16 protein-coding genes are annotated in these 16,074 nt (G+C 65.1%); 3 read left to right on the top strand and 13 right to left on the bottom strand.

Going from position 1 to position 16,074, the window contains the following annotated elements; genetic code table 11:
- Positions 1-7 precede the first annotated feature (7 nt).
- From JQ580_RS19015 to JQ580_RS19005, 3 genes are all read right to left on the bottom strand, one after another.
- Positions 8-541, bottom strand: a complete 534-nt coding sequence (locus tag JQ580_RS19015; RefSeq protein ID WP_212281617.1) for a DUF305 domain-containing protein — start codon at positions 539-541, stop codon at positions 8-10.
- A 98-nt stretch (positions 542-639) separates the two neighbouring features.
- Positions 640-1,425: an ABC transporter permease gene (locus tag JQ580_RS19010; RefSeq protein WP_212281615.1), complete on the bottom strand. Its 786-nt coding sequence runs from the start codon at positions 1,423-1,425 to the stop codon at positions 640-642.
- On the bottom strand, positions 1,425-2,243 hold the full coding sequence (locus JQ580_RS19005) for an ABC transporter ATP-binding protein (protein WP_212281613.1): 819 nt from the start codon (positions 2,241-2,243) through the stop codon (positions 1,425-1,427). The genes JQ580_RS19010 and JQ580_RS19005 overlap by 1 nt, the downstream gene beginning before the upstream one ends.
- 132 nt (positions 2,244-2,375) lie before the next feature.
- On the opposite strand from JQ580_RS19005, the gene JQ580_RS19000 reads away from it, so the two are divergent.
- Both JQ580_RS19000 and JQ580_RS18995 read left to right on the top strand, forming a co-directional pair.
- On the top strand, positions 2,376-3,158 hold the full coding sequence (locus tag JQ580_RS19000) for an ATP-binding cassette domain-containing protein (protein WP_212281611.1): 783 nt from the start codon (positions 2,376-2,378) through the stop codon (positions 3,156-3,158).
- Positions 3,155-4,714 carry a glycine betaine ABC transporter substrate-binding protein gene (locus JQ580_RS18995; protein ID WP_212281609.1) on the top strand — a complete coding sequence of 520 codons (1,560 nt, stop codon included), beginning with the start codon at positions 3,155-3,157 and terminating at the stop codon, positions 4,712-4,714. Before JQ580_RS19000 ends, JQ580_RS18995 begins: the two co-directional genes overlap by 4 nt.
- Before the next feature lies 1 nt (position 4,715).
- On the opposite strand, the gene JQ580_RS18990 is transcribed toward JQ580_RS18995, so the two are convergent.
- On the bottom strand, positions 4,716-6,428 hold the full coding sequence (locus JQ580_RS18990) for a sulfatase-like hydrolase/transferase (protein ID WP_212281607.1): 1,713 nt from the start codon (positions 6,426-6,428) through the stop codon (positions 4,716-4,718).
- 216 nt (positions 6,429-6,644) lie between these two features.
- Positions 6,645-7,298, bottom strand: coding sequence for a TetR/AcrR family transcriptional regulator (locus tag JQ580_RS18985; protein WP_212281605.1), 654 nt, complete (start codon positions 7,296-7,298; stop codon positions 6,645-6,647).
- Positions 7,299-7,405: 107 nt separating this feature from the next.
- Here JQ580_RS18985 and JQ580_RS18980 point away from each other — a divergent pair, with 107 nt between their 5' ends.
- Positions 7,406-8,026, top strand: coding sequence for a hypothetical protein (locus tag JQ580_RS18980; protein WP_212281604.1), 621 nt, complete (start codon positions 7,406-7,408; stop codon positions 8,024-8,026).
- A 10-nt stretch (positions 8,027-8,036) separates the two neighbouring features.
- Here the strand turns inward: JQ580_RS18980 and JQ580_RS18975 are convergent, their stop codons facing one another.
- The 8 genes from JQ580_RS18975 to miaA form a co-directional block, all read right to left on the bottom strand.
- Positions 8,037-8,885, bottom strand: a complete 849-nt coding sequence (locus tag JQ580_RS18975; protein WP_212281603.1) for an SDR family oxidoreductase — start codon at positions 8,883-8,885, stop codon at positions 8,037-8,039.
- Positions 8,886-9,048: 163 nt separating this feature from the next.
- On the bottom strand, positions 9,049-10,068 hold the full coding sequence (gene ilvC / locus JQ580_RS18970; protein ID WP_094893974.1) for a ketol-acid reductoisomerase: 1,020 nt from the start codon (positions 10,066-10,068) through the stop codon (positions 9,049-9,051).
- Positions 10,069-10,215: 147 nt separating this feature from the next.
- Positions 10,216-10,818 carry a LysE family translocator gene (locus JQ580_RS18965; protein ID WP_212281601.1) on the bottom strand — a complete coding sequence of 201 codons (603 nt, stop codon included), beginning with the start codon at positions 10,816-10,818 and terminating at the stop codon, positions 10,216-10,218.
- Between the two features lie 7 nt (positions 10,819-10,825).
- Positions 10,826-11,701 carry an EamA family transporter gene (locus JQ580_RS18960; protein WP_212281599.1) on the bottom strand — a complete coding sequence of 292 codons (876 nt, stop codon included), beginning with the start codon at positions 11,699-11,701 and terminating at the stop codon, positions 10,826-10,828.
- A gap of 45 nt (positions 11,702-11,746) precedes the next feature.
- Positions 11,747-12,442: a class I SAM-dependent methyltransferase gene (locus tag JQ580_RS18955; RefSeq protein WP_212281597.1), complete on the bottom strand. Its 696-nt coding sequence runs from the start codon at positions 12,440-12,442 to the stop codon at positions 11,747-11,749.
- A gap of 3 nt (positions 12,443-12,445) precedes the next feature.
- Positions 12,446-12,988 (bottom strand): acetolactate synthase small subunit, encoded by a 543-nt coding sequence (ilvN, locus tag JQ580_RS18950; RefSeq protein WP_028145447.1) that lies wholly within the window; start codon positions 12,986-12,988, stop codon positions 12,446-12,448.
- A 24-nt stretch (positions 12,989-13,012) separates the two neighbouring features.
- The gene (locus tag JQ580_RS18945; RefSeq protein ID WP_094977427.1) at positions 13,013-14,788 is read right to left on the bottom strand and encodes an acetolactate synthase 3 large subunit; all 1,776 of its coding nucleotides are present in this window, start codon (positions 14,786-14,788) and stop codon (positions 13,013-13,015) included.
- A gap of 329 nt (positions 14,789-15,117) precedes the next feature.
- Positions 15,118-16,074, bottom strand: a complete 957-nt coding sequence (gene miaA, locus JQ580_RS18940) for a tRNA (adenosine(37)-N6)-dimethylallyltransferase MiaA (RefSeq protein WP_212281595.1) — start codon at positions 16,072-16,074, stop codon at positions 15,118-15,120.

The raw sequence follows: 16,074 nt of genomic DNA, 5'->3' as shown, positions 1-16,074 counted from the left end.
ATGACTCCTACTTCTTCATTCCGTCGGACATGCCCATCTGCATGCCGTGATGATGAACGTTTGCGGCTGGAACGCTTGGCGGCTGCGTCGGGGCCGGCGTCGTGTCCGTTGCAGGCTCGCCGATGGCGAGCTTCATCGCCGCGATCTCCTGCATCTGATCGACGATGATTTCCTGGGCGATCCGCCGTAGCTGTTCGTTCTTGCCGTAGCGCAGTTCGATAATCGCCATGTCGATCGCGCCCTGATGATGCGGTTTCATCATCGCAACGAAGTCGCGATCGATATCCCCGGTCGGCTTGGCCGCCATGTCGTTCATCATCTTGGTCATCGCCGCGTCATTCTCTTCCAGGAACGCACGCTCGTCCGCGCTGTGCGCAACCGAGGGGGCGACCGGATGGTCCTCGTGCGCCAGCACGAGCGACGGCAGTGCGAATGCGACGAAAATGCGGGCGCCGATGAGTGCCGTGCCGAGGCCGGGCCTCGGCCATCGGCATCTGCCTGCGAGCGCCGCAATAACGCGGCGAATCTGTAACTGGTGCATCCTGAACTCCCATGCAGGTGGTTGCATGGGGGTATGACGCGTGGGCGCGGGTTCTATTCCGGCCGGCCAATCACATAAATGTCAGCAGGCGATCGCGCCTAGCCACGACCGTCCACGGTCGGCCGCCACACCAACAGCCTCCGCTCGACCAGCGTCACCCCGAAATCGATCAGGATGACGAACGCCGACAGAACGAACATGCCGGCGAACACGCCGGCGACGTCGAACACGCCCTCGGCCTGCTGGATGAGATAGCCGAGGCCCGCGGCCGATCCCAGATATTCGCCGACCACCGCACCGACCACGGCAAAGCCGACCGAGGTGTGCAGCGAGGAGAACATCCAGGACAGTGCCGAGGGCCAATAGACGTGCCGCATCAGCTGCCGCTCGCTCATGCCCAGCATGCGGCCATTGTCGAGCACGGTGCGGCTGACTTCCTTGACGCCCTGATAGACGTTGAAGAACACGATGAAGAACACCAGCGTCACGCCGAGCGCGACCTTGGACCAGATGCCGAGCCCCAGCCACAGCGCGAAGATCGGCGCCAGCACCACGCGGGGCAGCGCATTGACCATCTTGACGTAGGGGTCGAACACGGCGGCGACCAGCGGCTGGCGCGCGAACCAGAAGCCGACCAGCACACCACCGGCCGATCCGATCACGAAGGCCAGGATCGATTCCGTCAGCGTGATGCCGAGATGCTTCCAGATCACGCCGGACGAGAACCATTTCACGATCTGGCTGAAGACATCGAGCGGATTGGAGAAGAAGAACGGCGGCAGCAGGATCTTGCCGAACACGGGGACGGTCGACAGCACCTGCCACAGCACGATGCCGACAACTGCGACCAGGACTTGCAGCGCAAGCAGTGTCGGACGCGACATCAGACCGCCTCCGCCGCGTGGGTGGATTGGGCGTAGCCCTTCATCACCTCGTCCTTGAGCACGCCCCAGATCTCGCGATGCAGCTCATGGAACTCCTTGTCCAGCCGCACCTCGAAGATGTCGCGCGGGCGCGGCAGGCTCACCCGCCAGTCGCCGATGATGCGCGAAGACGGACCGGCCGACATGATCACGACGCGGTCGGCGAGCGCGATCGCCTCTTCGAGATCATGCGTCACGAACAGCACGGCCTTGCGGTCGGCGCTCCAGAGGTCGAGCAGCAGATTGCCCATCACTTGGCGGGTCTGCGCATCCAGCGGCCCGAACGGCTCGTCCATCAAGAGGATCTTGGGATCGCGGATCAGCACCTGCGCGAGTGCCACGCGTTTGCGCTGGCCGCCGGAAAGCATGTGCGGATAGCGACCCGCGAAGGCGCCGAGGCCGACGGAGGTCAGCCATTGCTGCGCCCGCGACAGCGCCTCGGCGCGCGGCGTGCCCTGGACCTCGAGCCCGATCGCAACATTGTCGAGCGCCGTCTTCCACGGGAACAGCGCATCGGCCTGGAACAGGTAGCCGGCATCCCGGTTCAGCCCGGCGAGCGGCCGGTCGAATATCCTGACGTTGCCGGCAGCCGGCTTCAGCAGCCCGGCCGCGACGTTGAGCAGCGTGGATTTCCCGCAGCCGGTGGGGCCGACAATGGCGACGAACTCGCCTTGCGCCACCGTGAGATGGGCCTTCTCCACCGCCGTATAGACCCGCCCGTCCCCGAGCCGGAATGCGACCTTGGCATCTTCCAGCGCCACTGCCGTTGGCGTTGACATATATTCCCTCCGAACTTGGCCAGATGCCTTAGCCGCTCGCGCGACCAAGTTCAATCAAGCCGCCAAGCGTGCTACGCATGGGCCTTCTCAGTCCCTCCCTCCGTGGGCGGGTCAGCGAAGTGAGCCCGCGCGATGCCATCCAGGCCGATGATCGGCTATGCCCAAATCACCAAGAGCTTCGGCGCGCTCAAGGCCGTGGACGACGTCTCGCTCGACATCGCCGAGGGCGAATTTCTGGCGATCGTCGGCGGCTCGGGCTCCGGCAAGACCACGCTGCTGCGGCTCGCCAACCGGCTGATCGAGGCCGACAGCGGCACCATCACCGTTGAGGGCGAAGACGTGCAGAACGTCGATCCGGTCGCACTGCGGCGGCGGATCGGCTACGTGTTCCAGAGCGGCGGACTGTTTCCGCATCTGAGCGTGGCCGACAATATCGGGATCACGCCAAAGCTGCTCGGCCGGCCGGCCGCGGATATCGCAGCGCGGGTCGACGAGTTGCTGGAGCTCGTGCAGCTCGACCGTGATGCCCATCGCGACCGTCTGCCGGAGGCGCTCTCCGGCGGCCAGCGCCAGCGCGTCGGCGTGGCGCGGGCGCTTGCGGCAAAGCCGCGCATCGTGCTGATGGACGAGCCGTTCGGCGCGCTCGATCCCCTCACCCGCGATGCGCTCGGCGACGATTATCGCTCGCTGCATCGCAAGCTCGGCCTGACCACCGTGATGATCACCCATGACATGACGGAGGCGATCCTGCTCGCCGACCGCATCGCGGTGATGCGCAGCGGGAAGCTGCTCGCGCAGGGCACACCCGCCGAGCTGTCGAGGAGCAGCGACGCCTACGTGCTGGAGCTGCTGCGCACGCCGCGGCGGCAGGTCGCGCGGCTGAACACGCTGCTGCCGCAAAGCGGTGCGGCATGAGCTTGTTCGCCGACCCGCGCTGGGGCGAAGCATTGGCGCACCTGCCCGACTATCTCGGCAATCATGTCCGGGTAAGCCTCGCCGCGCTCGCGCTCGGTCTCGCCGTCAGCCTGCCGCTGGCAATCCTGACGCGCGACCGCCCGGCGCCCCGCGCCATCCTGCTCGCACTCGCCAGCATCGTGCAGACGGTGCCGGGCCTGGCGCTGCTTGCGCTGTTCTATCCGCTGCTGCTGCTCGTCGCCTCGGTGACGCTGGCCTGGTTCGGCGTATCCTTCTCGGCGTTCGGCTTCCTGCCGGCGGTGCTGGCGCTGGCGCTCTACTCGATGCTCCCGGTGCTGCGCAACGGCATCACCGGGCTCAACGGCATCGATCCCGCGCTGATCGAGGCCGCCAAAGGCGTCGGCATGACGGCGCGGCAATCGCTGGTCACCGTCGAACTGCCGCTGGCGCTGCCGGTGATGATGGCAGGCATCCGCACCGCCGCGGTGTGGGTGATCGGCACCGCGACGCTATCGACGCCGATAGGGCAGACCAGCCTCGGCAATTACATCTTTGCCGGGCTTCAAACCCAGAACTGGGTGTTCGTGCTGTTCGGCTGCTTTGCCTCGGCCCTGCTCGCGCTTGCCGTCGACCAGTTGCTCGGCCTGATCGAGAGCGGCCTGCGCCAGCGCAGCCGTTGGCGCACCGGCCTCGGCACGGCCGGCATCGCGGCACTGGTCGCCGCCACGCTGGTGCCGACGATGGGGCGCTCGTCGCAGGGCTATGTCGTCGGCGCCAAGACCTTCGCCGAGCAATATGTGCTTTCGGCCCTGCTCAGGGACCGCCTCCAGGCCGCCGGTCTGCCCGCCACCGCACGATCGGGCCTCGGCTCCAGCGTGATCTTCGGGGCGCTGAAGGCCGGCGACGTCGATCTCTACATCGATTATTCCGGCACGCTCTGGGCCAACCAGCTGCACCGCACCGATATCAAGCCACGCGCCGAGCTTCTTGCGGAGTTGAAGACGGCGCTCGCCAAGGACAACATCACCCTGCTCGGCGAGCTCGGTTTCGAGAATGCCTATACGCTGGTGATCCCGAAGAAACGCGCCGAAGCCCTTCATATCCGCACCATCGCCGATCTCGCCACGCACGCACCGACGCTGTCGATTGCCGGCGATTACGAGTTCTTCTCGCGGCCGGAATGGGCCGCGCTGCAAAAGGCCTACGGCCTTTCGTTCAGGACGCAACGCCAGATGCAGCCGGACTTCATGTATGCGGCGGTCGCCAGCGGCGAGGTCGACGTCATCGCCGGCTACACCAGCGACGGGTTGATCGCGAAGTACGATCTGATCGCGCTGGACGATCCCAGGCACGCGATTCCGCCCTACGATGCCATCCTGCTGCTGGCGCCGAAACGTTCCGGCGACGAGCGACTGCAGGCCGCACTCAAGCCCCTGCTCGGCAAGATCGACATCACTACCATGCGCGAAGCGAATTTGCGCGCCAGCGGCAACGACGCAAATTCGTCGCCGGATGCGGTGGCGAAGTGGCTATGGGAGAAGGTGGGCAAGCCGTAGGCTACAGCCCCCGGATCATTCCTGCCTCGATCAGCAGCCTGTTCAGCCGCCGCGCTTCGGCGCCGTCCTTGCAGCTGTAGAACATGCCCTTGCAGCGGAGCATGATCTCCTTCTGCTCGGCGAAGGACGGGTCGAGCGGGATGCCGGCGGCTTCCTGGATCACCAGCGGCAGATAAGGGCCGTCGACCGTGTCCATCACGGCCTCGCTCCTGACCGGCTCGAAATTGACGGCGTCGATCGCATAATAGGTCGCGTAGAGCCGCGGATCGTAGGCGTCGAGCTTCTTGCCGATGGCGCCCTCGTCGAGGCCGGGCTCGAGGATCGCAGGCGCAAACTCAGGCTGATGATCGCCATAGCGCACGATCAGGAAGGGCTCGCCCGGGAAGTTCTTTTTCAGACTGGCGACGAACGCCTTGTACTGCTCGGCGCTCATCGCCTGACGACGCAGATATTCGTCGATCGACGCCACGTTGCCCGGCGCGCGCCAGTTCTGCAGCAGGTCGGGGCGGAAGCGCGTCTCCCAGGGGAAATGATTGGCGCCGAGATAGATGAAAGTGAACAGCGGCTTGTTGGGCGGCTGCTGACCCATCAACTGGAGCGCCTTGTCATAGAAGAAGCTGTCGGGCTCGACGTCCTTGGCGTGGAGATCCTTGGAGTCGAGGAAACGTTCGATGCCCGTCGTCATCTGGAAGCTGCGCGCGGCCATGAAGCCGCCATTGGCAGGATACAGCGACATCGTGTCGTAGCCGCAGCGGCGCAGCGCCAGCGGCAGCCCGCGCTCGACGCGGTTCGAGGCGATGCGCGTCACGAAATAGGCGAAGCGGCCGAACGAGCGCGAGGAGAGGCCCGCGAGCACGTTGTATTCGGTGAACCAGCTCGGCCCGCCATTGCTCTCGGCCAGGAAGGTGCGCTGCCTGCCGTCCCAGGACTTGAAGTGGCTGCCATAGCCCTGCGGCACCTTGATGCCTTGGGCAGCGCGGATGTCGAAGCTCGATTCATCATGGATCATGATGATGTTCGGCCGGCGTCCGGCAGGATGGCAGGAATCGACCAGCGGCACGTTGAGCCGTTCGTTGGTCGCGGCCGCCGATTCCATGAAGCCGTATTGCACGAAGTCCGAGACCGAGCTGACGCCGGAGCGGAAGAACTTCGACAGATAGCCATCGTCGTAATAGCCGCGCCAGGCCTCGTCCGGATGATAGAGCGAATAGCCGACCAGCGCGGCGAGGCAGGCCAGCTTGCAGGCGAGCGCCGGCAGGCGACGGATGCGGAACGGATCGAGCCACCACAGCGCATACATCAGCGGCAGCGTGACGAGGCCCGCCAGGATCACCGACCAGCGCAAGTTCGGGAAGATCGTGAACAGGAACGCGACGGTGTCGCGGTCGATCATCATCAGGTCGATGAAGTTGACCGTCATCTGGACGACGTCGTGCTTGAGCCGCGACAGCAGCACCAGCACCACGACCATGGTCAGCGACAGCGCGCCCGACAGCGCCGGCCGGCGCAGCAGCGTGATCCAGAAAAAATTGAGGATGCCCCAGGCCAGCGCGAAGGAGAGGCGCGAGCCGAAATCGGTCTCGGTCTCGTACATCAGCGCGAGCGCGGCCAGATGCGGCGCGGCAACCGCGAGCAGCCGCCAGATGCCGAGCGCGGCGACGCTCGCCAGCACGGCGGTGGCGGCAGAAGGACCTGGATTGGGCGCGGACGCCATCGACGACACGCAACAGCTGGTCCGGCGCAATGATACCTAGCCGTCTGGCCGGCCCAAGGGAGAACAAGGGCGGCTAGGGCGTCCGGCGCAGCCGGAAGGCCTGCACCGTGTCATAAAACTGTAACGGAACGGTCAAGGACAGGCAATGCAGGCCGTGATCCGACCTTCGCTTAATGTGAGGAGGCGGCGAAGCGCCGCACGGAGCCGCGTGCAAAATCAGGCTTTCGCGATCCCCGCGATGAACAGGTCGAGCACCCCTTCCGCCGTCCGCTCGATCTCGCCTGCCTCGACGCCCCAGCGTGGGAAATGGCCGTCGAGATTCATCCGGACAAAGCCGTAGACCAGCGCACGGCCGGCGATCTGGACTTGCTTGAGATCGACCGGGCGCAGCAGACCCTGCTCCGCCGCTTCGGCGAGGATTCCCTCGGTCAGGGCGATCAGTTCAGCATTGTCGCGCGTCAGTTCAGCGGAGCTGCCATGGACGAAATAGCGTCCGGTGGAGATGATTTCGAAATGCGCGGGATTGCGCAACGCCCAGCGCAGGTAAGCGAGGCCGAAGGCACGGAAGCGGGCGAGCGGGCCGGCGGCGGGAACCTCGCCCAGCGCCGCCTCGATCTCGGCGCGGAAACGCCGCTGCGCCTCCTCGGCCGCCGCCGCCATCAGGGCATCGCGGTTCGGAAAGTGCCGGAACGGCGCGCCTGGGGACACGGCGGCCCGCCGCGCGGCCTCACGGACGGAAACTTCCACACCCTCTGCGGCGAGTTGCAGCGCAGCATCGATCAGGACGCGGCGAAGGTCGCCGTGGTGATACGGCCGGGGTTCGGCTGCCGGGCGGCGAGCACGCGGCTTGGAGGTCTGGCGGACGGACACGCGAGCTTCCTAGCATCACCCGAACGTGAATGTAAGCAGCGATTACACTGTTGATCACGGCTGGTCGATAAATGTAATCAGTGATTACATAACTCAGGGAGATCACCATGTCGCAACGTCAAGGCTGGCTCGAAGGCTGGCGGCTGCTGGCCGCCCTTACCCTCAGCCTGGTCGTCCTCAGCCTGTGGATCGCCTCGATGCGACAGTTCGAGGTCGAGGGCGTGCGGATGGTGATCCGCTTCACGGCACGCAGCTCGCTGCTGCTGTTCTGCCTCGCCTTCAGCGCCGCGGCGCTGGGGTGGCTGTGGCCCAATGGCTGGACGCGCTGGCAGCGCCGCAACCGCCGTCATCTCGGCCTGAGCTTTGCCGCCTCCCACGCCATTCATGCGCTCGCGATCATCGCCTTCGCCAAAATGGATCCCGCCGGCTTCGCGGAGGCCACCTCGCCCGCCTCCTACGTCTTCGGCGGGATCGGCTATGCCGTCATCATCGCCATGAGCGCGACCTCGTTCGACCGCACCGCCGCGCTGATCGGGCCGCGCGCCTGGCGGACGCTGCATCTCGCCGGCGGCTATTACCTCTGGCTCCAATTCATGGTCGCGTTCGGCAAGCGTGTGCCGGCGATGCCGCTCCATGCAGCGTTCCTTTTTCCGCTGTTGATCGTGATGGCGCTGCGCATGATCGCGATGGCTCGCCACCCGCGCGGGCAGACCGTCACGGCAAGCTGACGTGCCCGGCCTATTGCGGCAGGAAACCGAGCCGCTTGGCGATGATGCGGTCGAGGGTCCGTTTCGGCAGCACGGCCGCGATCATATGGCGCAGCGGATCCGGCGTAATCTGGTAGCGCACCTTGGGGCTCGCCGTGGTCAGCGCCTCGAACACGATCTCGGCGATCCGCTCGGCCGGCAGGCCCTTTGCGCCGAGGTCCATCATGAACGCCATGACCTTGTTCAGCGCCGGCAGATAGGGCGAGTTCTGGTAAACGGAGAGATCGATCCGTTCAGCCTTGCTCCAGATCGGCGTCTTCACCGCGCCGGGGGCGATGATGATGACGTCGATGCCGAACAGCATCAGTTCGCGGCGCAGGCTTTCGGATAGGCCTTCGATGGCGTGCTTGGAGGTGCAGTAGGGCGCCGACAGCGGATTGCCGTTCTTGCCAGCGACCGAGCTGATCATCACGATCCGCCCCTTCGGCCCCTTCAGCGACGGGTCGGCCCCGAGCAGCGGCCCGAACGCCTGCGTCGCGATGACAGGGCCGATGACGTTGATGTCCATCTGGCGACGGAAATCATCCGCGGACAATTCGAGCACGGGACCCGCGACCGCGACGCCCGCATTGTTGACGAGGCCGGCGAGCGTCTCGCCATTCAGCGCCTCACGCACGTCCCGTGCAGCCGCGAGAACCGCGGCCTCGTCGGTAACGTCGAACAGCAATGGCGTGAAATCGGCGCCGAACTCGGCCTTGAGCCGATCGGCATCGGCCTGCTTGCGAACGCTGCCGAACACGCGGTAACCGCGCCCGATCAGGAGTTTTGCAGTAGCCCAGCCGATGCCCGTGGACGCACCGGTGACGACGACAGATCGCATGGTCTTCCTCCCCTGGAGTTCCCGCGATCATGCCTCGGAATTTTGCCCGTGTCCCGGACAAGCGCCACGGAGTGGAGCGCAGAGCCGGGACACAGGAGCCGCATCGGGCCCCGGATCAGCAGCGCATCACCAACGTGTTGCGCTGCGTCCGGGGCAAACCGACTTAGTTCTTCGACTTGTCGACCAGCGCGCCCTTCTTGATCCAGGGCATCATGTCGCGCAGCTTCGCGCCGACTTCCTCGATCGGGTGCTGTGCGAGCTTGGCGCGGGTCGCCTTGAACGAGGTCTGGTTGACCTTGTTCTCGAGCATCCAGTCGCGAGCGAACTTGCCGCCCTGGATGTCGGCGAGAACGCGCTTCATCTCGGCCTTGGTCTCGGCGGTGACGATGCGCGGACCGGTGACGTACTCGCCGTACTCCGCCGTGTTGGAGATCGAGTAGTTCATGTTGGCGATACCGCCTTCATAGATCAGGTCGACGATCAGCTTCACTTCGTGCAGGCACTCGAAATAGGCCATCTCCGGCGCGTAGCCGGCTTCGACCAGGGTCTCGTAGCCGCCCTTGATCAGTTCGACCAGACCGCCGCAGAGCACCACCTGCTCGCCGAACAGGTCGGTCTCGCATTCTTCCTTGAAGGTGGTTTCGATGATGCCGGCGCGGCCGCCGCCGACAGCCGAAGCGTAGGACAGGCCGAGGTCATGGGCGTTGCCGGAGACGTCCTTGGCGATCGCGATCAGGCAGGGCACGCCGCCGCCGCGCTGATATTCCGAGCGCACGGTGTGGCCCGGGCCCTTCGGCGCGATCATGAGCACGTCGAGATCGGCGCGCGGGTCGAGCAGATTGAAGTGGACGTTGAGGCCGTGCGCGAACACGAGGGCGGCGCCCTTCTTCATGTTGTCGTGCAGGTGCTCGCGATAGATATCGCCCTGGAGTTCGTCCGGGGTCAGCATCATGACGAGGTCGGCCCATTTGGCGGCTTCGGCGACGTCCATCACCTTGAAGCCGGCGGCTTCCGCCTTCTTGACCGAGCCCGAATCCTTGCGCAGCGCGATGGCGACGTCCTTGACGCCGGAATCCTTCAGGTTGAGCGCATGGGCGTGGCCCTGGCTGCCGTAGCCGACGATGGCGACCTTCTTGCCCTTGATCAGGTTCAGGTCGGCGTCGCGATCGTAATAAACACGCATGGGGCGTTTCCTCGTTAGGGGCCAGAATCGGCCGTTGGTCAGGTCCGACTGCTCAAGTCTTGGACGGTGAAAATTGCGGATTTCGGGGGCTGTCTAGAGCATTTTCGCCCCCCTGGGAAACCCGTTTCTGCATGGAATTCCGCGACATCATGCATCCATGAAAACGGGGTAGAGAGAGGCCAGCAGCAGGATCGCCATCAGGATATTGAAGGCGCGGACCAGCCGCTCCGAGGTCAGAATTGGCCGTAACGCCGAGCCGAACAGGGCCCAGACCACGGTCGAGACGGTGCCGACGAGCAGGCTGATCAGGGTCTGGATCACGATGTTGAGCGGGAATTGGGCGATCGCCGCATAGGCGGTGATGGTGCCGATCACGATCACCCAGCCCTTGGCATTGATCCATTGAAACATCGCCGCGCCCCAGAAGGTCATCGGACCACGGCCATCCCCCTCCCCCGGCCTGGTCGGGCCGGACATGGCGATCACAGCGGCAAGATAGATCAGGTAGGCGGCACCGGCGTATTTCAGGATGGTCTGGAGGATCGGATAGGTCAGGAAGACCGAGCCGAGCCCGAGGCCGACGGCGGCGACCATGAAGGCGAAGCCGAGGACGATGCCGACGATGTGGGGGATGGTGCGCCGGAAGCCGTAAGTCAGGCTGGAGGACAGCAGCATGATGTTGTTCGGCCCCGGCGTGAAGTACATCACGACCATGAAGACGAGGAAGGCATAGAACAGCGAATAGGTCATCGCCACCTCACGCCGCCTTCGGCAGGATCTGCGGGCGCTTCACCAGCACCATCACCGCGATACCGCCGATCACCGTCAGCATGCCGGCCAGCCGCAACGGTCCGAACCGCTCGCCGAACACGATGCTGGAGGCGGCCGAGCCAACGAACGGCACCAGCAACGCGAACGGCACCACTTGCGCTGCCGGGTAATCACGCAGCAGCCGTCCCCACAGCCAATAGGCGATGCTGGTGGAGATGGCGCCGATCACCAGCAGGCAGATCAACCCGGTCAGCGACAGGTGGATCAGCGACTGGAAGGTCGGCACTGGCCCGTTGACGACCACCGCAAGCGCGAACAGCGGCACCGCGGCGGTGAGGCAGAGCCAGGCGAACAGATCGAACATCGGCGCGCCGCGGGCGCCGCGCAGCAGCAGATTGCCGACGGCAAAGCAGATCGGAGCGATCATCAGCACCGCAAATGCAGCGACGCTGAAATCATAACCGACCGTGCCGCAGATCATGAGCAGGCCAATCGCGGCGATGCCGATACCGAGCGTCTGGACCGACGTCGGCCGTTCGCCGAAGGCGATCGCGGCAAATCCGATGGTGAACAGCGCCTGGCTCTGCACCACGACGCTGGTCAGCCCCACCGGCACGCCATGGGCGATAGCGTAGGCCTGGCTGAGGAATTGACCGAGGAACAACGTGAAGCTGATAGCGATCAGAAGCGACCATGCGACCTTTGGCTTCGGAATGAACAGGCACGGCAACGCGGCGATGAAAAAGCGCATTGCGGTCATCAGCTCCGGCGAAAGCTCGTCGAGCGCGATCCGGCTCGCCACGAAGGCAAGCCCCCAGATGATCGCCACCAGGATGGCGATGAGGATATCGGCCGGCTTCATTGTTGTTCTCGGCTCTGCCCTATCGTGCAGCCCTGTTGTTGTCGTCTAGCCTTGCTCGCCGGCTCTCGGTTTGCGCAACAGATACGTACCGTGCATCGGTGCGTGGTAATCGGCCGAGACCAGCGTGAAGCCGACGTCGGTCAGCATCCGCTCCATCACCCAGCCGAAGGTGGAATATTCGTCGCGCATGTGCGTGACGACACTGTCGCGCGGAAAATCGTGGTTCTTGATCTGGAAGTCGGCCCATTGCTCGACGTCACGCTCGATGGCGTCGGGCATCGCGGCGTAGACGAGGTCGCGCAGATAGAACGTCGCTCCGGGCTTGAGCGCGCGGAAAATTCGCGACATCGCCACCGCCTTCCAGAAATCCGGCAAATGGTGCAGCGTGAATTCGCTGGCGATCAGGTCGTAGGATTCCGGCCGGTAGGCGAAGCTGAGCAGGCCGGCCGACTGGGTTGCGACCTTCGCCTTGCGGTCGCGCGCGTAGATCTCGGCGAGCGCCAGCATTGCCGGCGATATGTCGATGGCATCGACCTCGGCACCCATCAGCGCGGCTTCGGTCGCCAGCACGCCGTTGCCGCAGCCGATGTCGGCGATGCGCCAGCCGCGCTGGACTCCCAGCATCTTCAGCGCGGCGCGCGCCCGCAGATCGGCATCGTCATGGGCGTCGTAGATCGAGGCCACAGCGGGCTCGATCCCCATCCGGTTCCGCTCGTTGTAGTACCAGTCGCGCGCCAGCATGGTTCACATTCCTTCAGGCCCGCGGCCGATCGCGGCAACGCCGGTGCGCGACACCTCGACAAGGCCGAGCGGACGCATCAGGTCGATATATTGATTGATCTTGTCCGTATTGCCTGTGATCTCGAACACAAAGCTCTCGGTGGTGGCGTCGATCACGCGGGCGCGGAACGCATCCGCGAGCCTGAGCGCCTCGACCCGATGCTCGCCCTGCCCGCGCACCTTCACCATTGCGAGCTCGCGCTCGATCGAGCGCCGGGTCTGGGTCATGTCGACGACCTGGTAGACCGGGATCATGCGGTCGAGCTGGTTCTTGATCTGCGCAATCACCATCGGCGTACCGGTGGTGACGATGGTGATGCGCGAAAGGTGCTTCTGGGCCTCGGTCTCCGACACCGTGAGGCTCTCGATGTTGTAGCCGCGGCCCGAGAACAGGCCGATGACGCGCGCGAGCACGCCGGGCTCGTTCTGCACGAGCACGGCGAGCGTGTGGGTCTCGTTGGGATCGTGGCGCTCTTCGATGAAGTAGGCGGATGCGGGCTGGTTCATTGTCGTCCCCTCAAATGTCTTTCGTCACACCAGCGCCTTGCCGCCGGCAAAGGCCTTGGCGGTGGCCTCGTCGTTGGCCTGCTCCGGCAACAGCATCTCGTTGTGCGCCTTGCCGGACGGGATCATCGGGAAGCAGTTTTCCAGCGACGCGACGCGGCAGTCGAACAGCACCGGGCGCTTGACCGAGATCATCTCCTGGATGGCACCGTCGAGATCGCCGGGCTTGTGCACCTGGAAGCCGACGCCGCCATAGGCTTCCGCGAGCTTGACGAAGTCCGGCATCGCCTCCGAATAGGAATGCGACAGCCGGTTGCCGTGCAGCAGCTGCTGCCACTGCCGCACCATGCCCATGTACTGGTTGTTGAGGATGAAGATCTTGATCGGCAGTTCGTACTGAACCGCCGTCGACATCTCCTGCATCGTCATCTGCACCGAAGCATCGCCGGCGATGTCGATGACGAGGCTGTCCGGATGGGCCACCTGCACGCCGACCGCGGCCGGCAGGCCGTAGCCCATCGTGCCGAGACCGCCCGAGGTCATCCAGCGATGCGGCTCCTCGAAGCCGTAGAACTGCGCCGCCCACATCTGGTGCTGGCCGACCTCGGTCGTGATGTAGGTGTCCCTGCCGCGCGTCGCCTCGAACAGGCTCTGGATCGCGTGCTGGGGCAGGATGACGTCGTTGCTCTTCTTGAAATAGAGCGAGTTGCGCGCGCGCCACTGCGCGATCTGCTGCCACCACGCCTTGATGTCGGGCTTCTTCGCCTCGGCCTTGAACACCTGGAGGATGTCGCCGAGGATGTTGCCGCAATCGCCGATGATCGGCACGTCGACGCGGATGTTCTTGTTGATCGAGGACGGATCGATGTCGATGTGGATCTTCTTCGAGCCCGGCGAGAACGCGTCGACACGGCCGGTGATGCGGTCGTCGAAACGCGCGCCGACGCACAGCATGACGTCGCAATCATGCATCGACATGTTGGCTTCGTAAGTGCCGTGCATGCCGAGCATGCCCAGCCAGTTCTTGCCCGACGCCGGATAGGCGCCGAGACCCATCAGCGTCGAGGTGATGGGAAAGCCCGTGACCTCGACCAGTTCGCGCAACAGCTTGGTCGCTTCGGGGCCGGAATTGATGACGCCGCCGCCGCTGTAGATCACGGGGCGCTTGGCATTGGCGAGCAGCGCCACGGCCTTGCGGATCTGCGTCGCATCGCCCTTCACGCGCGGCGCGTAGGAGCGATGCACGTCGGATTTGCGCGGCGGATGATAGGTGCCGGTCGCGAACTGCACGTCTTTGGGGACGTCGACCAGCACCGGGCCCGGACGGCCGGTGGTCGCGACGTAGAATGCCTCGTGCAGCACCTTGGCGAGATCGTTGACGTCGCGCACCAGCCAATTGTGCTTGGTGCAGGGACGCGTGATGCCGACCGTGTCGCATTCCTGGAACGCGTCGTTGCCGATCAGATGCGTCGGCACCTGGCCGGAGATGCAGACCAGCGGGATCGAGTCCATCAGCGCGTCGGTGAGCGGCGTCACCATGTTGGTGGCGCCGGGGCCGGAGGTCACCAGGGCAACGCCGGGCTTGCCGGTGGAGCGCGCATAGCCTTCGGCCGCATGGCCCGCGCCCTGCTCGTGGCGGACCAGGATGTGCTGGACCTCGCTCTGCTGGAAGATCTCGTCATAGATCGGAAGCACCGCGCCGCCGGGATAGCCGAAAATGTCGGTCACGCCGTGATCGATGAGCGCGCGAACGATCATCGCGGCGCCGGTCATCTGGTTCGGATCGTGGCTCTTGTCGCTCATTGGCTTGCTCCGGATGCGCTGTTGTCAGCGGCTTCGTTCGTGTCTGGTTCGGGAAATAAAAAAGGCCCCGAAGAGGGCCCATGCACACCGCCTGTCATGTGGATGGCAGCTAGCCACCCCCGGCGGTGTGCCTGGGTACGACGGCGATAAGGAGTTTGGTAATAATGTTGCGCATGACTGACGGTCGACTTCCCAAAGGTTGCGCGAAACATAGCGGTCAAAGCCCGGATGTCAAGGCGATGCGGCCGTTCTCGCGCGATTTTGCCAATGTAGCGGTGTTCCCGTGGTTCGGCGAGAGGTAAATTCGGGTACCTCGGTACAAAAGCGCGTCAGTCGGGGTCTCGTGCCGCACTCACGACGGCGGCAAGCCATCCCCGGGCCTCCTCGGGCTTCACCCATTCGAAGTCAGGCAATTGGTGCCGGAACCAGGTGAACTGCCGCTTGGCGTAGTGGCGGGTATCGGCGCGGCCGATTGCTGCCGCGTCGTCCAGGCTGAGCTCACTGCGCAGATGGCGGATGAGGGCCGGCACGCCATGAGCCTTCATCGCCGGCAGCAGCGGATCGAGATGTCGGGCGGCGAGCCGCTCGACCTCCCCCAGCGCGCCGGCGTCCAGCATGGCGTCGAACCGGGCATCGATGCGGGCATAGAGTTCGTCCCGTGCGGGCGCGAGAAACACCGCTCGAAAACTGTGCTTCGGCAGCAGCGGCGGCTGGCCTTCCCTGTGCCAATCGAGCAGCGAACGACCGGTCGCCTCGACCACCTCGAGCGCGCGCGCGATCCGGGTGCGGTCACGCAGGTTCAATCGCTCGGCCGCGCGGGGGTCGCGACGCGCCAGTTCGGCATGGAGCGCTTCGGCGCCGTTGCGTTCCAGCCGCGCGCGCACGTCCTCGCGCACCTCGGCAGGAATGGGCGGCACCACGGAGAGCCCGGCCGTCAGCGCCTTGAAATAAAGCCCGGTGCCGCCGATGAAGATCGGCAGACGGTTTTCCGCTCTCGCCTCGTCGAGCACCTTCGCCGCGTCAGCCACCCAGGCGCCCGCCGAGAAGTTCACGGCCGCATCGACATGGCCGTAGAGACGGTGCGGAGCACGGGCCTCCTCGCTTTGTGTGGGACGCGCGGTGATAACGCGGAGGTCACGATAGACCTGCATGGAGTCGGCATTGATGACGACGCCGCCCGTGCGGAGGGCAAGCTCCAGCGCCAGCGCCGACTTGCCGCTGGCGGTCGGGCCTGCGATAAGCACGGCCTCGCCAACCTGCCTTCTGGCGACCTGTTCCTCGCTCAC

Origin of the sequence: Bradyrhizobium sp. SZCCT0148, assembly GCF_018129985.1 — a bacterium.
In the GTDB taxonomy this organism is placed as follows: domain Bacteria; phylum Pseudomonadota; class Alphaproteobacteria; order Rhizobiales; family Xanthobacteraceae; genus Bradyrhizobium; species Bradyrhizobium japonicum_H.
The sequence above is the reverse complement of the archived record's forward strand: the minus strand, read 5'-3'. Positions and strand labels throughout refer to the sequence as shown.